The organism is Citrobacter koseri ATCC BAA-895, assembly GCF_000018045.1.
GTDB classification, from domain to species: domain Bacteria; phylum Pseudomonadota; class Gammaproteobacteria; order Enterobacterales; family Enterobacteriaceae; genus Citrobacter_B; species Citrobacter_B koseri.
The window spans coordinates 2,593,380-2,612,774 of record NC_009792.1; the positions used below are offsets into that span (position 1 = coordinate 2,593,380).

Here is a 19,395-nt window from a genome sequence, read left to right on the forward strand (position 1 = left end):
CCAGGTTTATCCGGCCTACAAATTCATACAACGCGCCCGACGCTCGTCCACACGTTTAGCAAACCACGCGGTAGTGAGATTACGGGTGATCTTCGGACTTTCCAGCTGAATACCTGGCAACATCTCGCGCGGTAATGCCTTACCGGTTTTGGCTTCCGCCAGCTTATACACTTTCTCGTACAACGCCGTCTCCTCAAAAGCGAGGCTGTCTCCCTTTTCCAGTTGACGTCGAATCGCGCTGTCGCTCATGTCCAGTTTGCCCGCCAGCTTACGGATTGCCTGTTCCGTTTTCCCGGCCTCTTTGCTGTCATAACGAATCAAGTCGCCGTCCAGCGCCAGCTTAACGCCGCTGGCTTTACTGACCGCATTCTGAAATGCCGCATTACGACTGGCGTACCAACCGGCATTAAAATCAGCAAAACGGAATACAGGCGCGCTGTAATTCGCCGGATAGTTCAACAGATGCCAGGTTCCAAACCACAGTCCGCCACGGCGGCTAAAGACCTCCTGGCGAACCGTCCCGTTCATGGTCCACGGATAACCTTTTGTGTGCTGTTCGGCAAAGGCGATGCTAACCTGCATCGGCCCGCCGGTATGCACCGGATTAAGCGAACCGAACAGCGTCTGCCCCATCGGCACCATATTAATAAAATCATCAAAAATCGCGCTGAGCTGTTTTTCCGTTTTCACCGCGTCCAGACGTTCGCTGTAGCTTTTTCCGTTCGGGGAGTTAATTTTCAGCGCGGTATGCACCAGAAAAACAGGGATATGCATCCGCTCAGCACGCCTGTCGATCTCCTGCCAGGCGATTTTGCTCAACCCCGGCACCACCGGGTCCGCCTGATAGTTAGACTCCTGCTGCGCCACCGCCAGCACCGAGCAGACATTCTCAACCGTTGGCGCCAGCCCCTGGCTTTCGAAGGTCTTTGCAATGTCCTGCGCCCACGCGTCCCTGTCTTTTACGCTGGCGGGCATTTTCTGGCGCACCACGCTTGCCACATCGACAGGTTTTTCCCCTTTTTTCAGCGGTTGCGAAGGCTGGCTACTACACCCTGCCAGCACCAACGCAGCCAGGAATGATAAAGGGTAAAGACGGGACGCCGCCGACATAACGTTTCCTTTTGTTTGTTAGCTAAATGTATTCGTCACTTCCTGGATATCCTGCCCATCCAGTTCGCGCTCAAAGCTGCGCAGACGTTTATAGATGGACATCAGTTCCACCAGCGTGGTCCAGGAGTTAATCAGATACTGGAAGGAACCGCGCACCTGACCAAACACGTTGGTAATCTGCGTCATCAGGCCCAGCGTAATCGTACCGGCAACAATCGACGGAAACAGCAGGAACAGACCGAAAACGTTATCCACCTGTAGATAGAGAATGCGCGCAATGTTGAAGTACATATAGTGGAAGTAGAGGCGGAAATAGTTCTGGCGCACCGCGCTGAACAACTCACGCACGGTGGGCGGCGTAGCGCGGCTGGCGTCGTCTTCACCATAGACCAGCTCTTTACGGTAAGCGGCCTCAACCCGCTGGTTTTTAAACTCCAGCCCCGGCAGTTTGATCCCCACCACGGCCAGCAATCCTGTTCCCATCAGCGACCAGATGATAGCCGCGATAACCAGCCCATAAGGAATATGCCCGACGATCGGCAGATCCGGTACGTGCGCAGACAGCGTAACCAGTACGGGTAAAAAGGCGATCAACGTCATGATGGCATTGATAAAGCTTACGCCCATATTCTCCAGCGTAGAGGCAAAACGCATCGTATCTTCCTGCACACGCTGCGCGGCGCCTTCAATATGGCGCAAATGCTGCCAGTGCGCCATGTAGTGCTCGTTCATCGCGGTACGCCAGCGAAACACATAATGGCTGACGAAGAAATTATTCATCACGCCAATCACTACGGCAATCAGCGCTATTCCGAGGAACACGCCGACTTCACGGTAAAACTGTTCGATAGTGACCTTATGCGGCGAGCTCAGCGCCGTCTGGATCAGGTCGTAAAACGGCGCGTACCAGGCGTTGACCGCCACGCCTACCTCCACCAAAAACCAGGTCACAAAGATGATCAACGAGGTGCCCAGAATCGACCAGTATTGCCAGCGATGCGGGCTATAAATAAACCAGAACATCGCAAACAATCCGACGCAAAGGACGTAATACGCGTAGAAAATCAGGTAGTCCAGCGACCAGAAGCGTGCGGCACTGATGGGAACATCACCGGAAGCGCCAGTAAGATGCGCAACCCAGGCGCCTCCGCCCGCTTGCCAGAAAATGACGGCGATAAGCGCCCAAAAAAACGCCGAGATAAAAAACGGCCCCGGCTTTGGGAAAAAAGACTTAAACATGATGCTCTCCTGCTAACTTCTTATCGTTATGACGACTGCTGTGCTTTTGCCGCAGCGCTGAGCGCGACAAGACGGGCCTGACCCAACAAAACCGCGACGGAAACCGAGCATTGTGACCCGTATTCGCCAGCTTAGTTCGCACATCATTTTTTCAGAATTGTTTCAGCGAGTTTCGGCTCCCCTTCAACGACAACAGGAAGGCGAAACCCAAAAACCGACCAAGGTTACCACAAGCGCGGGATCACAAAAGCGGACATTCGCGATTGGGAAAAAATGCCCTGTTTACTCGTCGTTACGTTTTTCACACTATTATTGTCTTTTTAGCGCTTTGCAACGCGCCGCCAGGTAGTATAAATACGCATAGTTTTTTCATTTAACTGATGGACACAACCGTTGAAACGTAGTCTGCTTTTTTCTGCCGTGCTGTGCGCGGCGTCATTGACATCTGTCCAGGCGGCACAGCCAATCACCGATCCGGTTTTCGCTTCCGATATCGTTGATCGTTATGCCAACCATATCTTTTACGGCAGCGGCGCGACGGGAATGGCGCTGGTGGTGATTGATGGTAATCAACGCGTGTTCCGCAGTTTCGGGGAGACTCGCCCCGGCAATAACATACATCCTCAACTGGACTCCGTTATTCGCATTGCGTCTATCACGAAACTCATGACCAGCGAGATGCTGGTCAAACTGCTCGATCAGGGGACGGTGAAATTACACGACCCGCTGAGCAAGTATGCCCCGCCTGGGGCGCGCGTACCGACCTACAACGGAACGCCTATCACCCTGGTGAATCTGGCGACCCATACCAGCGCCCTGCCGCGTGAGCAACCCGGCGGCGCGCCGCATCGCCCGGTATTTGTCTGGCCAACCCGCGAACAGCGCTGGAGCTACCTCTCTACCGCAACGCTAAAAGCGGCTCCTGGCTCGCAGGCGTCTTATTCCAACCTTGCGTTTGACCTGTTGGCTGACGCGCTGGCAACCGCATCCGGCAAACCCTACACGCAGTTATTTGAAGAACAGATTACGCGCCCATTGGGGATGAAAGACACAACCTTTACCCCCTCCCCCGATCAGTGCAAGCGCCTGATGGTGGCGGAGAAAGGGGCCAGTCCCTGTAACAACACGCTGGCAGCAATTGGCAGCGGCGGCGTCTATTCCACGCCGGGAGATATGATGCGCTGGATGCAGCAATATCTCTCATCCGACTTTTATCATCGCAGTAATCAGGCCGATCGTATGCAGACGCTGATTTATCAGCGAACTCAGCTCACACGGGTGACAGGTATGGACGTGCCGGGCAAAGCCGATGCGCTGGGCTTAGGCTGGGTCTATATGGCGCCTAAAAACGGACGCCCGGGGATTATTCAAAAAACCGGCGGCGGCGGTGGTTTCATCACCTATATGGCGATGATTCCGCAACACAACGTTGGCGCTTTTGTGGTCGTCACTCGCTCACCGCTTACGCGATTTACTAATATGAGCGATGGCATCAACGACCTGGTAACAGAATTGAGCGGAAATAAACCGCTGATCGTGCCTGCGTCCTGATCAATACTCTGAAGGCAAATGGTTGATATTGACCAGTTTGCCTTTTTTCATTTCGATGTAGTTCCCTTTGCGTAACGCGGCGAGCACTTCAGCCACTACGGAACGGGAAATTCGCGTTCTCTGATGAATGTAGTTCATCACGCCAATACGCGCTCGCAGGCCTTCATCCCAGTCAACCATCGCGATCAACGTCGCCCGAATTTGATCATACGAGTTATTGCCAATTAATTGCAGATCGCGCAGTTCCAGAGTTCTGTTTTCCCATGCCAGCCAGCAAAAGGCTTCACGCCATAACTGGTGTTGCTCAAGGATTTTTATCGCGTGGGAAGAAGGAAGAAAATAACCGGTACCACGACTTTCCGTGACTAATTTATATTCGATATCATTTTTCATCACGCCATCAGCAATCCCCATAATAAAGGGAGCCTGCGTTATCCCCATAAGCACGTTCTCCCCTCTGCGCAAAGAGATGAGACCGTCTAAAATGACAAACGTATCGCCTTGATTGGCATCATTCGAATAGACAACCTGCTTTTCATCGGCGTATTCAAAGTACGTGCCGTATTTAGACAGGCACTTATCGAGCTTACTAAATTCCTGAAGTGGTTTATTCAGAGACAGCATATGCGCATCCTTGCATTAATGCCCGCCATATCCATGACGGGCATTTCCTTTGATTAAATCACCTGCGTTTTCATCATGAAAAACAATTACCAGGTATATTTAACGCCCACATTCGCGGACCAGTCTTGATCGACATCACCACCACCGAGGTAGTTGGCATCGGTATAAGCGCTGAAGTTTTTGGTGAAGCTGAACTGAGTGCCCAGACCAACACGTACCGCAGAACCTTCTACGCCGTTATCGATGGAATCGCCATTTACGTCGGCGTCGTTATTCGCGTCGTCATAAACATAGGCCAGCTTGAAGTAAGGCGTCAGCGCCTGATCTTCGCTGTAGGTGAAGGTATAACCTGCATCAACACCCAGTTCATAACGCATGCTGTCATAAGACTGACCGTCAACTTTCATGTCGTTGCTGAGCTGATAATCGTCGCCGGACTGGAACAGGCCGGATACGCTACCGTACGGCGTGACATAGCCAGCGTCGCCCAGTTTCCAGTCATAACCCAGTTTCAGACCAAAGCCCCACGCATCCGCAGAGGTGTTGCCATCAACGTACTGGCCGTTGCTCATGTTGGCAGACAGATCGTTGTTGAAGTGAGAATAGCTCAGGCTACCATCAACAAAGACATTGTTGGCAAAGCGAGCGGAAGAGTAGATATAGGCAGACTGGCTGTCCTGATCCACCTGACCGGTACGGTCGCTCATGTCACCTTTCGCAAAGCCAGCCGCCGCACCGACAATCCATTTAGCGTTGTTACCGTCAATTTTGGTATCAACACCGACCATGATGCCGTTCACATCCTGATCGTAGTTAATGGTGCCGTTGTCGCCATCAAAGCTGCCGCCAAAGTAGCTCACCCATGCGCCGCCGTTATCAGCCAGACCATGACGAGAGTTGGTCAGACGAGTACCAACGGTGTCTTGTTCCAGGTTCCAGATATTGGTGTTTGCAGACGGGATGCTCAGCGCCATGTTCGCGTAGTCGGTCAGTTCCATCTGTTGCATAACAACAGTGTTGCCTTCCTGCTGAGCCTGATAGGTGTATGCCCCCAGGTCAGCTTTGTTCGCTGCGGAGAAGGTGGCTTTGCTGTTCTTGTCGTTAACGTAGATCAGCTCTTTGCCTTTGTAATCAGCGACAGAACCTTCACCGGTCGCGTTATCGATACGCACTTTGTAGTTACCGGTTGCCGCAGCAACGTTATCACCCGCGTTATCGACTTCAGATTGATCGCCAGTCCAGGCATCGCCATTACCGTTGATGGTCAGGTGGCCATCAGAGTTCATCGCGATCACACCGTAGCCGTAGTTAGACTTAGTGATGTCGTTAGTACGATCGTTAGTCAGATCGGCATCCAGCACAAAGCTGTTGCTGTGAACGTTGAAGACACCGGCATTCACGTTACCGTTAGCATCGGTGTAGCTGGTCAGATTCAGGGTATCAGCTTGCAGCGCATACGCGGTGCTGTTGCCCACATCCAGAACGCCGTTGTTGGTGACGTTGATGGTGTTTGCATACAGTGCGGCATCGTACACGCCCCAGCCAGCAGACACATCATCAGCAATCGTGACGGTACTGTTGTTGATTGTCAGTTCATCAGTTGCAACATGACCATCTTCATTGATATTCAGGGCCGCGCCGCCGGTCAGGGAGATGCTGTCAGAAACCAGATCAGAGTCTGCCACATTCACGACGGAACCGCTGTTGATGCTCAGCGTATCAATCAGCGAGGTTTTCGTGGTATCCCACTGTGAACCACCGTTCAGCGTCACATTGAACAGGCCGCTTTGATAGACTTCGTTACCAACAACATGACCATCTTCGCCATACGCGGTGTCATTATTGTCAATGCCGTAAGTAGAGGAAGGCCACAGGCTGTTAGCCGCAATGTCGATCAGCGTCGCAGTGGCATCGGTGCCCGCAGCAAAGCTGTCGTACACGCCGTCACCATCAGAATCAACCTGATGTACGGACATTGCCGCGCCAACCCACTTGCTACCGTTGTTCAGCGTAACATCCATACGGTCAGTGCCATCCCAGCCGTTGGTGTCCAGGTCAGCGTCCGTATCGCGATAAGTATCCGCCCCGTTCGGGAAGAAGTTTTCGTCAAAGTTGCTGGAGAAAACAACGTCGCCCATCAGGGTAGAATTGCTGAGGTTAACAGTGGTCTGCATTGCGTTATCCGCATTCGGATGCGCAATCGCCGCAATCGCCACGTCATCAGCAGTATAAGAATCGCTGTAATCGCTCGCGTTGTTGGTGTTACCGAACCAACCGGAAGTCCCTTCATCTGACCATGAGCCAGAGGTCACCGTAGAGTCAGTCACCGTGACGGTGTTGTTGAACACTTCAGCGCTGTTGACGCCGGTGCTAACGGTATTATCGTCAATGTCTTCCCACTCATAACCCTGAGTCAGCGTAATACCCGCAACGTGGGAATTATTTTTGATGACCAGGTCAACTTCCTGATCCAGCGTAATCGCAGTACCCAGGTTGTAAACGTCAACAACATGCGTATCCGCCGTACCATCAGTGTACGTGCCATTATAGGTATAATGCTCGTAGTTATCATCGATGGTTGAGTTATCAACAGTCAGCGCCAGACGGTCATAAACATAACCGGTCGCATCGCGACCCACGCAATCGGTGGTCATGCACTCAGAGGTGATCATCCCGTGAATGGTGCTGTTTTTGATTGTCAGACTATTACTGTTGGTGTTGGTAGAAAGACCATCATCCAGATAGTAGGTTGAGATTACGCCGTTAACGGTAGCGTTGTTGATAACCGGATAAATATCACCGTTATAAACGCTATCGGTCGCGTAGTTGTTCCAGCCTACGTAACCATCATAATAAACACCATCAGCGTAGGTTGCGTCGTTATAGTGGTTGAATGTTGTGTAGGTGGTTCCAGAAATATCCGTAGAAGCATTTGCCTGAGAGGTGATTGCCAGAGTGCAGGCCAGTGCTAATTGTGAGACTACAAGTTTCTTTTTCCAGGAGTGCATTTGTCATCCCTCCTCAGGGACGTAATATAGTTGATCCATCAATTATCAATGCATAGAAAACATTTTATGTTTCGCAGGTCGATTATGCGGCGTCAGCATTGAAAGGTTCAATTATTCTTTGTTTAATGTCCGAAAGCGGACAATTAAAAAATCACCAGCAAAATCACAGATATTTTTTAAATCGCCACTTTTCAATAAATTAGAAAGGAAAATAGAAGTTACTTATTTAACTGAATGATATATGATGAAGAAATAAAGAAATCACCAATAAATAAAGAACAGAAGAGCTTAAAACAACATTTAATAAAATTAAAACCAGAAATAAATGTATCACTAACAAAAATAATCTTATTCATAGAAATACTAATTGCGAATATTTAATCGCTTCATTAACAGCAACCCGCAATACTTCACATAAGGACAACTTTCGTAAAACACCTCGCGGCAGGTTCAGGTATACTCGACGTTTCGATTCCACAAACATCAGGCATACCATGACAGACCTAATCCAACGCCCCCGTCGCCTGCGCAAATCCGCTGCGCTGCGCGCCATGTTTGAAGAGACAACACTCAGTTTAAACGACCTGGTGTTGCCGATTTTTGTTGAAGAAGAACTCGACGACTACAAAGCGATCGACGCCATGCCTGGCGTCATGCGCATTCCTGAAAAACACCTGGCGCGCGAGATTGAACGCATCGCCAACGCCGGCATTCGGTCAGTGATGACCTTCGGCATTTCCCACCATACCGACGACACCGGCAGCGATGCCTGGAAAGAAGACGGCCTGGTGGCGCGCATGTCACGCATCTGCAAGCAAACCGTGCCAGAAATGATCGTGATGTCTGACACCTGTTTCTGTGAGTACACCTCCCACGGTCACTGCGGCGTGCTGTGCGAACACGGCGTCGACAACGATGCAACCCTGGCGAACCTCGGTAAACAAGCGGTGGTCGCCGCCGCTGCGGGCGCTGATTTTATTGCCCCTTCCGCCGCGATGGACGGTCAGGTGCAGGCGATTCGCCAGGCGCTGGATGCCGCCGGTTTTACGGATACGGCCATCATGTCCTACTCCACCAAGTTCGCCTCCTCTTTCTACGGCCCGTTCCGTGAAGCGGCCGGTACGGCACTGAAAGGCGATCGTAAGACCTATCAAATGAATCCGATGAACCGCCGTGAAGCGATTCGCGAGTCGTTGCTCGACGAAGCGCAGGGCGCGGACTGCCTGATGGTGAAACCCGCTGGCGCTTATCTGGATATTCTGCGTGATATCCGCGATCGTACCGAATTACCGCTCGGCGCGTATCAGGTCAGCGGCGAATACGCCATGATCAAATTCGCCGCGATGGCGGGCGCGATCGACGAAGAGAAAGTGGTGCTGGAAAGCTTAGGCTCGATCAAACGCGCGGGCGCGGATCTGATCTTCAGCTACTTCGCGCTGGATCTGGCGGAGAAAAAAATCCTGCGTTAATCCTTTCTGAGATGCAGTGCCTGCTGGTACTGCGCTTATCCGGCCTACGGGATTGACATCTGTAGGCCGGGTGCCGCCATCTGGCACTGTCACAAAACGTCACCTCATCGTCATACAAACGACATTTGTACCTTCTACTGTCAGCACAGGACGGGAGGAGGAGCCGCTATGTTTAGTCTCGATAACGTACTCGACGACCTGTGGCCTCAGGCGAGGCCGACACCCTGGCAAAAAAATCTGCTCAGGCGGTTGCTGTATGAAGAAGAATTTCAGCAATTTGCATCCCGCCATCCCCATCTGAAAGGGGTGGACATGGTGGAACAGGTTCTCGAACACCTTGAAATACGCTGCGATATCCCCGCACACGACCTCGAAAACATCCCCGCACATGGCCCGCTGGTCATCATTGCCAACCACCCGACAGGCACGCTTGATGGGCTGGCTCTGCTGTATGCCATCTCGCGTGTGCGCCGTGACGTGAAAGTAGTGACCAACCGCCTGCTCTCGCATCTGCAACCGCTCAGTTCACTTTTCATTCCCGTGGACAACATCGGCGGGCGCACGCCAAAATCATCGCTACAACAGATAGATGCGCATTTACAGGCTGGCGGAGCGTTAATTTTCTTTCCGGCGGGCGAAGTGGCGCGCTTCACAACGCAGGGAATCAGGGAAGGCCGATGGCATTCCGGGTTTATCCGGGTGGCGGAGAAATACCGCACGCCGTTGCTTCCCGTACATATCAACGCGCGTAACAGCTCGCTGTTTTACGCCAGCAGCCTGGTGTCCCCCACCTTCGCATTGCTACTCCTGATGCAGCAGATGTTTCGTCGGCGTCGCAGCAGCCTGCCGCTCCGCATCGGCCAACAAATCGCCTGGACACAGTGGTCCGCCACGAAAACCAACGTCCGCGAGCAGGCCGAAAAATGCCGTCAGCACGTCGCGGCATTAGGTAAAGGACGCCCTGGGTTATTCACCACCGAAAGTACGATAGCCCGCGCAGAAGACAGAGCGCACCTCAAACGCGATCTCGCCCAGGCGGAATGCCTTGGGCACACCGCCGACGGGAAGCACATTTACCTCTGGCAGCGCAACGGCAAAGAGGATGTCCCCATCCTGCGGGAACTGGGGCGGCTGCGTGAAATCGCCTTTCGCGCGGTTGGCGAAGGCAGCGGAAAGCGTCGGGACACCGACCGCTATGATGACGACTATCTGCACCTGATTTTATGGGACGAAGACGATCTGGAAATTGTTGGCGCCTATCGGTTCATTCCCTGCGCGCAGCAGCAGGAAAAACGCGGCATAGAAGGGCTTTACAGCTACAGTTTGTTCCATTACGACGAGCAGATGGCGCAAGTGATGCAGCACGGCATTGAGCTGGGTCGCAGTTTTATCCAGCCGCGTTACTGGGGACGTCGCGGGCTGGACTATCTCTGGTCTGGCATTGGCGCTTATCTGGCGCGCTATCCGCAATACCGATACCTGTTCGGCCCGGTGTCTATTTCCGGCGGTCTGCCTGCGGATGCGCGGGATTTACTGGTGGCCTTTTATCGCCTGTGGTTCCCGCCGACGCACCCGCTGGCGATATCACGCCAGCCCTACCCCGCGTCATTGCCGGACGTACTGGCGCAGTTTGAAGGCAAAAGCTACAACGACGATCTGACGCGGCTGAAATCGTTGCTCGGCAATCTGGGCTGCGGTATTCCCCCGCTCTACAAACAGTACTCCGAACTTTGCGACCCCGGCGGCGTGCAGTTTATTGATTTCGGTAACGATCCGGCATTCAGCAACTGCGTGGATGGTCTGGTGCTGGTCGATTTAACCTATCTGAAGGCAAACAGGTATCAGCGCTATATTGGCGCGCATTTGGGTTTCCAGGCAGAATAAGGCGTTTACGCCGCCATCCGGCGCGGTGCCACATCGTGCCTGATGGCGCTGCGCTTATCAGGCCTGCATTTCCCTAACCATTCCCTAACCGAATAGTGTAATTATCTATTACGGTGCGCGATAAAACGGCTTATCTCCCAGAATCGTCGCCCGGTGCATAATGCGCCGCTGCGGCAGGTAATCAGCGTTGGCATAATGCTGGGTGACGCGGTTATCCCAGATGGCTACGTCATCAGGCTGCCAGCGCCAGCGCACCTGAAACTCCGGTTTTGTGATGTGCGCAAACAAGAATCCAAGCAGCGCCTCACTCTCTTTCTCCGTCACATCGACAATCCGTGTGGTAAAGCCTTCATTCACAAACAGCGCCAGTTTGCCGCTCACCGGATGGGTACGCACCACCGGATGCAGCAAAGGTGGATGTTTTGCTACCGCCTCAAGCCAGCGCTGATGCTCCTCGTCAGTTTTGCGGTATTTGTATTCCGGGAACGATTTACGGAAATCATGCTCCGCCCGCAAACCGCTCAGCAACTGGCGAAACGGTTCGGAAAGCGCGTCATATGCGGCAATACCGCTGGCCCATAGCGTATCCCCGCCGCTAGAGGGCAGTTCCTTTGCCGCCAGAATCGCCCCTGCTGGCGGCGTCTCAATAAAGGTCACATCGGTGTGCCAGTTATCATTATCCGGCGGGTTATCGTTATGGGTATCCAGCACAATAATCTCTTCGACGCCTTCGGCGTGGGGATAGACCGGATGAATATGCAGATCGCCAAAACGCTGTGCCAGCGCGCGCTGTTGCTGCGGCGTAATGGCTTGTTCACGCAGAAAAACCACCTGGTGGCGCAGCACCGCGTGATACAGCTGTTCGAATTGATTATCGCTCAGCGGGCGGGTCAGATCCGCGCCGGAAACCAGCGCGCCAATATACGGCCCCAGCGGGGTAATGCTCAGACGTTCACTCATTGTACTTCTCCATGCCAGGGCGTCAGGCGGCGCTGAAGCGCACGCAGACCCAGTTCTAAAATAAACGCGATCACCGCAATCACCGCGATCCCCGCCAGCACCACGTCGGTTGCCAGAAATTCCCCGGCGGACTGCACCATAAACCCTAAACCCCGGGTGGCGGCAATCAGCTCAGCCGCCACCAGCGTTGACCAGCCCACGCCCAGGCCAATGCGTAATCCGGTGAGGATCTCCGGCAGCGCGCCGGGCAGAATCACAAACCACAATACCTGTACTCGTCCGGCGCCTAACGACTGCGCCGCACGAATGCGAACCTGCTGCGCGCTTTTGACGCCCGCCAGCGCCGACATGGCGACCGGGGCGAAAATCGCCAGATAGATCAGCAGGATCTTGGAGGTCTCGCCAATCCCGAACCAGATCACCATCAGCGGTAAATACGCAAGCGGCGGAACAGGTCGGTAGAGTTCAATGATCGGATCGAGAATGCCGCGTATCGTTGGGCTTAGCCCCATCGCAATGCCCACCGGAATGCCGATAATCACGGCGGCCAGCAGCGCCAGCAGAATGCGCGTCAGGCTCGCCGCCAGATGCTGCCACAGCGTGGCGTCCATAAACCCTTGCGGCCCGGCGATGGCGATCAGTTTTTGCAGCACCTGCCCCGGCGGCGGCAGAAACAGCGGGCTGATTAACTGCAACGCCGCTACGCTCCACCACACGGCCAGAATCACCGCTAATGTGCTGATACTCAGGGTAATGCGACGAGAGAACGGCCAGCGCCATTTCAACCCGCGTTGACGCAGCTTATCGTTGATGACCACGCTCATGAGAAGGCCTCCCGTTGTTCAAAGACGCGGCTTAACACATACTCCCGCGTCTCGATAAACTGCGGATCGGATTTAATGCTGCGGCAGGATTCGCCCCCCACAAAGCGGCGGGCGAAATCAAGCGACAGCCGTTCCTGCACGCGACCGGGGCCAGGAGAAAGCAGCACCAGCTCCGTCGCCATAAACACAGCCTCTTCAATATCATGCGTAATGAGCAATACCTGCTTGCCGGTCTCATGCCAGAGTTTCAGCAACAGCGTTTGCATCTGCTCACGGGTGAAAGCGTCCAGCGCGCCGAAAGGCTCATCCAACAGCAGGAGTTGAGGATTGGCCGCCAGCGCGCGGGCGATGCCGACACGCTGGCGCTGCCCGCCGGAAAGCTGCCAGATAAAGCGTTTTCCCGCCCCTTCCAGCCCGACTTTTTTCAGCATCTGCTGCGCAACGTGCTGACGCCGGGTTTTGTCCGCTCCCGCCAGTTGCAGGCCAAGTCCGACGTTATCCTGCACGTTGCGCCAGGGCAGCAGCCCTTCGTTCTGAAAGACGACGCCGCGCTCCGCACCCGGCCCATCGACCCGTTTGCCCGCCAGTTGGATCGTGCCGTGCTGATAAGGCAGAAAACCGGCGATCAGATTCAGCAACGTGGTTTTCCCACACCCTGACGGGCCCAGCACCACTAACAGCTCACCGCTGTCGAGCGTCAGATTGATATCTTCCAGCGCCGGTTTACCGGCGTAATCGGCAAAGAGATGGGAAACTTGCAGCATCCGCGCCTCCTTATTGCACAAAGCGATCGGTGACGTACTGGCTGTAATCCGTCGCGACGGCGGGCACTTTGCCCTGCTCTTTCAGGAACTGCGCGGTGTCGATAATCGCTTTATTGACCGGCCCGTTCAGCTCAACGGCCTGCTGTTGCGCCGTCAGGTAGGTATTGCCTTTCACCAGCCCCGGCACGTCCGTTTCCGGCACGCCGCTTAAGCGCGACAGTTTGCTGATGTTATCCGGCTGCTGAAGCCACGCCTCAGGATTGGCGATATAGGGTTGCTGCGCGTCGATGGCGCTTTTCGCGAATGCTTTGACTACCTCTGGATGTTTTTCCGCGAAGTCTTTACGTACTACCCACACATCCAGCGTCGGCGAGCCCCATTCGCCGACTTTCCCTGAGTCTGTCAGCACGTTCCCGTCTTTTTCCAGCGCGTTAACGGCGGGTGCCCAGACGTAAGCGCCGTCAATATCGCCACGCTGCCAGGCGGCAATGATCGCCGGTGGTTGCAGATTGATGATTTCGACCTGCCCGGGCTTAATGCCCCAGTGTTTCAGCGCCGCCAGCAGGCTGTAATGGGTGGTGGAGATAAACGGCACCGCAATGCGTTTGCCGATGAGATCCTCCGGCTTAGCGATCGTTTTCTTCACCACCAGCGCTTCGGATTCCCCCAGTTTTGACGCCAGCAGGAAAACCTCAATCGGCACCTGTTGGCTGGCGGCGACCGCCAGTGGGCTGGAACCAAGGTTGCCGATCTGTACATCACCGGAAGCCAGCGCGCGCACGATGCTCGCGCCGCTGTCGAATTTACGCCAGTCAACGGTCGCCCCGCTCTCTTTGGCGAAGGTGTTATCCGCCTGCGCTACTTTCGCCGGTTCGGCGGATGTCTGATACGCGACGGTGACGTTAACCGCCTGCGCCTGGAATGCAATAAACGCCAGTGCGGCGAGAAGTGTGTTACGCGATGAAATACCCATTATTGTCTGCTCCCCTGTCTTGTTATGGGGGCAGTATTTCGTTGCGGCCGTGTTTGATAAAGGAATTAAAAATTCTTGCTAATAGCAAAGCGTTTTTAGAAAAAAAACGGGAATGGTTAGTGTGGAAATGTATTTAGCATTGAGTTGTAGGCTGGATCAGGCGCTTGCGCCGCCATCCGGCAATCCATGCCTGATGGCACTACGCTTATCAGGCCTACCACGACAACAACCCCCTGCAAATTATTGCGATTTTGTTACATTCATTCCATAACCACACCCGGATGATTGCCAGCGCAGCGGGGGCAGGCATCATAGAGGCATTATTCGGCAAGAGAGTAAGCATATGATTCGTGTGGTGCTGGTTGATGACCATGTGGTGGTGCGTTCCGGCTTTGCGCAATTATTAAGTCTTGAAGACGATCTGGACGTAGCAGGCCAGTACAGCAGCGCGGCGGAAGCCTGGCCCGCATTATTGCGCGATGACGTTAACGTCGCGGTGCTGGATATCGCGATGCCGGACGAAAACGGGCTGAGTCTGTTAAAGCGGCTACGCGCGCAAAAACCCACGTTTCGCGCCATCGTCCTCAGCATTTACGACACGCCAGCGTTTGTGCAAAGCGCGCTGGATGCAGGCGCCAGCGGCTATCTGACCAAACGCTGCGGGCCGGAAGAGCTGGTTCAGGCGGTGCGCTCCGTTGGTATGGGCGGCCACTATCTGTGCGCCGATGCGTTGCGGGCGCTGCGCGGCGGTGAACAGCCGGCGCAGGTTCTGGAGGTGTTAACCCCCCGTGAGCGAGAAGTTTTTGATTTACTGGTCAAAGGCGACAGCGTCAAAGAGATCGCATTTAAGCTCGACCTCAGCCATAAAACCGTTCACGTCCACCGTGCTAACGTACTGGGTAAATTGCAGTGCCACAGTACCATCGATCTGGTGCATTTCGCCCTCGACCACCAGCTGCTGACGGGGCACTGATGTCTCGCGGCGTGCGTTACTGGGTGATCTCACTGTTTATCCTGCTGGCCTGGGGAACAGGTTGGCTGATGCTATGGACGCTGGGCTTTTACCTGACCCATAATGGCCAACAGGCGGCGCTCTTCTTGCCGCACGGCGTTTATCTTGCGCTGTTGATTTTACTCTCCCGCCGTTACTGGCCCGCGCTGATACTGCCGCCGGTGCTGATGCCGTTATGGCTCCATAGCGAGCAATTGCTCAGCGGCTACGTCCTGCTGGCGGCGCCGCTGATCTGCCTGATCCCGGCCAGCATCGGACAAAAATTCTGGCACCGTTTTCCCCTGTACTGGCAGCGTCTCACGCTGCTGCTGGCCGCCGTCACGCTGGCCTCGCTGCTGAATACCGCCCTGCTGTCGCCCTTTATAAAAAGCCCGGCGATGCTGACTGGCCTGGCGTCGTTTACCGGCGGCGTGCTGCTCACCCCCTTTGTTTATCTGGTATTTGAATTTTTACGCCAGCAGCACCGTTATCATCTGTTGGGGCTGGATACCAACAACCCGCCGCTGCGCACCTCGCTGATCATCTGGTGCAGCCTGTTCTTTATTATCGGCATCGGCACGCAAATGGTGCTGTCGCCGGAAATTGAACGCCTGCTGCTGATCGTGGTGTTCCTGCCTAACGTGGTGATGGCGTGGAAGTTTGGCTGGCAGGGCGGCGTGCTCTCCGGCCTGCTGGGCAGCATGATGATCACCATCGCCCGCCAGGTCGGCGTCGGGTTTAACAACCTGGTCGAACTGGAGATTTTCCTCGCCACCCAGGCGCTACTCGGTATAGGTCTTGGGATCGCCATCAGCCGCCAGCAGCATCTGGCGCAAAACCTGCACCACTATCGCCAGCGTCTGGAGGCGGAGCTGGCGGCGCGCCGGGCGCTGACCGAAAAGCTGATCCATACCGAAGAGGATACGCGCAAAAACCTGGCGCGCGAGCTGCACGACGAGATCGGGCAGAACATCACCGCCATTCAGATCCAGTCACAGCTCGTGAAACGCGCGCGCGATCCGGCGCAGACGCAGGCCGCCGCCAGCCAGATAAACGATCTCGCTCGCCGTATTCACCACTCTACCCGCCAGTTGTTACGCCAGCTACGTCCCCCCGCGCTGGATGAGCTGTCGTTTAAAGAGGCGCTGCATCATCTGGTCAACGAATTCGCGTTCCCCGAACGTGGGATTCGCTGCCAGTTTGAGTATCGCCTTACGCTTACCCCGGAAAATGAAACCGTCAGGTTTACTCTCTACCGCCTGTTGCAGGAACTGCTGAACAACGTCTGTAAACATGCCGAAGCCAGCGAGGTCACGATTCTGTTAAGCCAGCAGAAACAGACCCTCCATCTGGAAGTTCGGGACAACGGCACCGGCATCCAGCCTGAAAAAATGCCGGGATTCGGTATTCAGGGGATGCGCGAACGGGTCAGCGCGCTGGGCGGCGAACTGACGCTCGAATCGCTGCACGGCACGCGGGTAATTGTTAACTTGCCCACAATTTTGCAACAAACCACGTCCTGACCAGGAAAAAGTCTTAGTCACTGCGGACTTTCTCTCATCCCCTTTGGTTTTCACTTTCCTATAGTCAGCACAAACGGAGACGGCCATGCACCCACGCCCAGTAAACGAAACAGACCAACGATACCGGGCGCTACGCCTGCGGTTGCTGATGTGCATGGTCATTGGGTATGCCGCGTTTTACCTGACGCGAAAAAGCGTGAATTACGTGCTTCCGGCGCTGCAAACGGATCTGGGACTCGATAAAGGCGATATCGGCCTGTTGGGTTCACTGTTTTACCTGACCTACGGCCTGTCGAAGTTTACCGCCGGGCTGTGGCACGACAGCCACGGGCAGCGCTGGTTTATGGGCGTCGGCCTGTTCGCCACCGGCCTGCTGAATGTGGTGTTCGCCTTTGGCGAGTCGCTGACGCTGCTGCTGGCGGTCTGGACGCTGAACGGTTTCTTTCAGGGCTGGGGATGGCCGCCCTGCGCCCGACTGCTGACCCACTGGTATTCGCGCAACGAGCGCGGCTTCTGGTGGGGCTGCTGGAATATGTCGATCAACATCGGCGGGGCGATTATCCCGCTGATTAGCGCTTTCGCCGCCCACTGGTGGGGCTGGCAGGCGGCGATGCTGGCGCCGGGGATCATCAGCATGGCATTAGGTATCTGGCTCACGCTACAGCTGAAAGGCACGCCGCAGGAAGAGGGATTGCCAACGGTCGGCGCATGGCGTCATGACCCGCTGGAGCTGCGACAGGAGCAGCAAAGCCCGCCGATGGGACTGTGGCAGATGTTGCGCACCACGATGCTGAAAAACCCGATGATCTGGCTGCTGGGCGTCTCATATGTGCTGGTCTATCTGATCCGCATCGCCCTCAACGACTGGGGCAACATCTGGCTCACGGAAAGCCACGGCGTTAATCTGCTCAGCGCCAACGCCACGGTGATGCTGTTTGAAGTTGGCGGTCTGCTCGGCGCGTTGTTCGCCGGTTGGGGGTCGGATTTGCTGTTCAGCGGCCAGCGCGCGCCGATGATTTTGCTGTTCACGCTGGGGCTGATGGTGTCCGTCGCCGCGTTGTGGTTAGCGCCGGTACACCATTACGCACTGCTGGCGGTCTGTTTCTTTACGGTGGGCTTTTTCGTTTTTGGCCCGCAAATGTTGATTGGCCTTGCCGCCGTCGAGTGCGGGCACAAAGCGGCGGCCGGTTCCATCACCGGGTTTCTCGGCCTGTTCGCCTATCTGGGGGCAGCGCTGGCGGGCTGGCCTCTGTCGCTGGTCATTGAACGCTACGGCTGGTCGGGCATGTTCAGTCTGCTCTCGGTCGCCGCGGTACTTATGGGTTTATTGCTGATGCCGCTGCTGATGGCGGGCATCACCACCTCGCTCAGTCAAAGGATAAAACAATGAAATTGACGCTTACCTCTACCCTGATTGCATCCGGCATTGCGCTGGCAACCTTAACCGGCGCCGCGCAGGCCAAAGGCCGCCTGGTGGTTTATTGCAGCGCCACCAATGAAATGTGCGAAGCAGAAACCAAAGCGTTTGGCGACAAATATGACGTCAAAACCTCGTTCATTCGCAACGGCTCCGGCAGTACGCTGGCGAAAGTCGATGCCGAGAAGAAAAACCCGCAGGCGGACGTCTGGTACGGCGGGACGCTGGACCCTCAGTCTCAGGCGGGTGAAATGGGGCTGCTGCAACCCTACAAGTCTCCCAATCTTGAGCAGGTCATGGAGAAATTCCGCGATCCGGCGAAAGTAAAAGGCAACCTCTCTTCAGCGGTGTATGTCGGTATTCTCGGTTTTGGCGTCAACACCCAGCGCCTGAAAGAGAAAAATCTGCCGGTGCCAAAATGCTGGAAGGATCTGACCAAACCGGAATACAAAGGCGAGATCCAGATTGCCGACCCGCAAAGTTCAGGCACCGCGTATACCGCACTGGCAACCTTCGCCCAGCTGTGGGGAGAAGATCAGGCCTTTGATTACCTGAAACAGCTCAACGCCAACGTGTCTCAGTACACCAAATCCGGTATTGCCCCGGCACGTAACGCCGCCCGTGGCGAAACCGCTATCGGCATCGGCTTCCTGCACGACTATTCGCTGGAAAAAGAACAGGGCGCGCCGCTGGAGCTGATCTCTCCGTGCGAAGGCACCGGCTATGAAATTGGCGGCGTCAGCATCCTGAAAGGCGCGCGCAACCTCGACAACGCCAAACTGTTCGTGGACTGGGTGCTGTCAAAAGAAGCACAAGAACTGGCGTGGAAGAAAGGCAAGTCTTATCAGATCCTGACCAACACCACAGCAGAAACGTCACCGAACTCGCTGAAGCTCGACGACCTGAAGCTCATCAATTACGACATGGATAAATACGGTTCTACCGACGTCCGTAAGCAGCTTATCAATAAGTGGGTTAGCGAAGTGAAGATGGGTAAATAAGCCCACATTGCGTTCATTTGCCGGGTGGCGGCGTAACGCCGTACCCGGCCCACAATA

General features: G+C 55.0%; 15 protein-coding genes. 7 read left to right on the top strand and 8 right to left on the bottom strand.

The features are described from left to right. Nucleotides 1–15: 15 nt before the first annotated feature. Both CKO_RS11920 and sbmA read right to left on the bottom strand, forming a co-directional pair. On the bottom strand, nt 16–1,110 hold the full coding sequence (locus CKO_RS11920; protein WP_012133619.1) for a DUF1615 domain-containing protein: 1,095 nt from the start codon (nt 1,108–1,110) through the stop codon (nt 16–18). A gap of 18 nt (nt 1,111–1,128) precedes the next feature. Further along, complete coding sequence (sbmA, locus tag CKO_RS11925) at nt 1,129–2,349, bottom strand: peptide antibiotic transporter SbmA (RefSeq protein WP_012133620.1); 1,221 nt, start codon at nt 2,347–2,349, stop codon at nt 1,129–1,131. 393 nt (nt 2,350–2,742) lie between these two features. Between sbmA and ampH the strand changes: the two genes are divergently transcribed. After that, the gene (ampH, locus tag CKO_RS11930) at nt 2,743–3,900 is read left to right on the top strand and encodes a D-alanyl-D-alanine-carboxypeptidase/endopeptidase AmpH (RefSeq protein ID WP_024130612.1); all 1,158 of its coding nucleotides are present in this window, start codon (nt 2,743–2,745) and stop codon (nt 3,898–3,900) included. Here the strand turns inward: ampH and iprA are convergent, their stop codons facing one another. Further along, nucleotides 3,901–4,524, bottom strand: coding sequence for a hydrogen peroxide resistance inhibitor IprA (gene iprA / locus CKO_RS11935; RefSeq protein ID WP_012133623.1), 624 nt, complete (start codon nt 4,522–4,524; stop codon nt 3,901–3,903). 86 nt (nt 4,525–4,610) lie between these two features. Then, on the bottom strand, nt 4,611–7,532 hold the full coding sequence (ehaB, locus tag CKO_RS11940; protein WP_012133624.1) for an autotransporter adhesin EhaB: 2,922 nt from the start codon (nt 7,530–7,532) through the stop codon (nt 4,611–4,613). Between the two features lie 494 nt (nt 7,533–8,026). On the opposite strand from ehaB, the gene hemB reads away from it, so the two are divergent. Next, nucleotides 8,027–9,001: a porphobilinogen synthase gene (hemB, locus tag CKO_RS11945; RefSeq protein ID WP_012133626.1), complete on the top strand. Its 975-nt coding sequence runs from the start codon at nt 8,027–8,029 to the stop codon at nt 8,999–9,001. Between the two features lie 168 nt (nt 9,002–9,169). Beyond that, nucleotides 9,170–10,885 (top strand): bifunctional ornithine lipid synthase OlsF, encoded by a 1,716-nt coding sequence (gene olsF, locus CKO_RS11950; protein ID WP_012133627.1) that lies wholly within the window; start codon nt 9,170–9,172, stop codon nt 10,883–10,885. Nucleotides 10,886–10,993: 108 nt separating this feature from the next. On the opposite strand, the gene tauD is transcribed toward olsF, so the two are convergent. Genes tauD through tauA form a run of 4 tightly spaced genes read right to left on the bottom strand, consistent with a single transcriptional unit; the run spans nt 10,994 to nt 14,406 of the window. Then, entirely contained in the window at nt 10,994–11,845 is an 852-nt protein-coding gene (gene tauD / locus CKO_RS11955) for a taurine dioxygenase (RefSeq protein WP_012133628.1), read from the bottom strand. Beyond that, the gene (gene tauC, locus CKO_RS11960; RefSeq protein WP_012133629.1) at nt 11,842–12,669 is read right to left on the bottom strand and encodes a taurine ABC transporter permease TauC; all 828 of its coding nucleotides are present in this window, start codon (nt 12,667–12,669) and stop codon (nt 11,842–11,844) included. Before tauC ends, tauD begins: the two co-directional genes overlap by 4 nt. Continuing rightward, nucleotides 12,666–13,433, bottom strand: coding sequence for a taurine ABC transporter ATP-binding subunit (gene tauB, locus CKO_RS11965; protein WP_012133630.1), 768 nt, complete (start codon nt 13,431–13,433; stop codon nt 12,666–12,668). The genes tauC and tauB overlap by 4 nt, the downstream gene beginning before the upstream one ends. Before the next feature lie 10 nt (nt 13,434–13,443). Then, nucleotides 13,444–14,406: a taurine ABC transporter substrate-binding protein gene (tauA, locus tag CKO_RS11970; RefSeq protein ID WP_012133631.1), complete on the bottom strand. Its 963-nt coding sequence runs from the start codon at nt 14,404–14,406 to the stop codon at nt 13,444–13,446. Nucleotides 14,407–14,749: 343 nt separating this feature from the next. On the opposite strand from tauA, the gene CKO_RS11975 reads away from it, so the two are divergent. The 4 genes from CKO_RS11975 to CKO_RS11990 all read left to right on the top strand — a co-directional run bounded on the left by CKO_RS11975 (nt 14,750) and on the right by CKO_RS11990 (nt 19,338). Further along, entirely contained in the window at nt 14,750–15,379 is a 630-nt protein-coding gene (locus CKO_RS11975) for a response regulator transcription factor (protein WP_012133635.1), read from the top strand. Then, complete coding sequence (locus tag CKO_RS11980; protein WP_012133636.1) at nt 15,379–16,920, top strand: MASE1 domain-containing sensor histidine kinase; 1,542 nt, start codon at nt 15,379–15,381, stop codon at nt 16,918–16,920. Before CKO_RS11975 ends, CKO_RS11980 begins: the two co-directional genes overlap by 1 nt. 85 nt (nt 16,921–17,005) lie before the next feature. Next, nucleotides 17,006–18,310 carry an MFS transporter family glucose-6-phosphate receptor UhpC gene (gene uhpC, locus CKO_RS11985; protein WP_024130613.1) on the top strand — a complete coding sequence of 435 codons (1,305 nt, stop codon included), beginning with the start codon at nt 17,006–17,008 and terminating at the stop codon, nt 18,308–18,310. Beyond that, the gene (locus CKO_RS11990; RefSeq protein WP_012133638.1) at nt 18,307–19,338 is read left to right on the top strand and encodes an ABC transporter substrate-binding protein; all 1,032 of its coding nucleotides are present in this window, start codon (nt 18,307–18,309) and stop codon (nt 19,336–19,338) included. Before uhpC ends, CKO_RS11990 begins: the two co-directional genes overlap by 4 nt. Nucleotides 19,339–19,395: the final 57 nt, after the last annotated feature.

Coding starts and splice junctions, on each gene's coding strand:
- CKO_RS11920 (WP_012133619.1), bottom strand. CDS start 1,110: ATGTCGGCGGCGTCCCGTCTTTACCCTTTATCATTCCTGGCTGCGTTG.
- sbmA (WP_012133620.1), bottom strand. CDS start 2,349: ATGTTTAAGTCTTTTTTCCCAAAGCCGGGGCCGTTTTTTATCTCGGCG.
- iprA (WP_012133623.1), bottom strand. CDS start 4,524: ATGCTGTCTCTGAATAAACCACTTCAGGAATTTAGTAAGCTCGATAAG.
- ehaB (WP_012133624.1), bottom strand. CDS start 7,532: ATGCACTCCTGGAAAAAGAAACTTGTAGTCTCACAATTAGCACTGGCC.
- hemB (WP_012133626.1), top strand. CDS start 8,027: ATGACAGACCTAATCCAACGCCCCCGTCGCCTGCGCAAATCCGCTGCG.
- olsF (WP_012133627.1), top strand. CDS start 9,170: ATGTTTAGTCTCGATAACGTACTCGACGACCTGTGGCCTCAGGCGAGG.
- tauD (WP_012133628.1), bottom strand. CDS start 11,845: ATGAGTGAACGTCTGAGCATTACCCCGCTGGGGCCGTATATTGGCGCG.
- tauC (WP_012133629.1), bottom strand. CDS start 12,669: ATGAGCGTGGTCATCAACGATAAGCTGCGTCAACGCGGGTTGAAATGG.
- tauB (WP_012133630.1), bottom strand. CDS start 13,433: ATGCTGCAAGTTTCCCATCTCTTTGCCGATTACGCCGGTAAACCGGCG.
- tauA (WP_012133631.1), bottom strand. CDS start 14,406: ATGGGTATTTCATCGCGTAACACACTTCTCGCCGCACTGGCGTTTATT.
- CKO_RS11975 (WP_012133635.1), top strand. CDS start 14,750: ATGATTCGTGTGGTGCTGGTTGATGACCATGTGGTGGTGCGTTCCGGC.
- CKO_RS11980 (WP_012133636.1), top strand. CDS start 15,379: ATGTCTCGCGGCGTGCGTTACTGGGTGATCTCACTGTTTATCCTGCTG.
- uhpC (WP_024130613.1), top strand. CDS start 17,006: ATGCACCCACGCCCAGTAAACGAAACAGACCAACGATACCGGGCGCTA.
- CKO_RS11990 (WP_012133638.1), top strand. CDS start 18,307: ATGAAATTGACGCTTACCTCTACCCTGATTGCATCCGGCATTGCGCTG.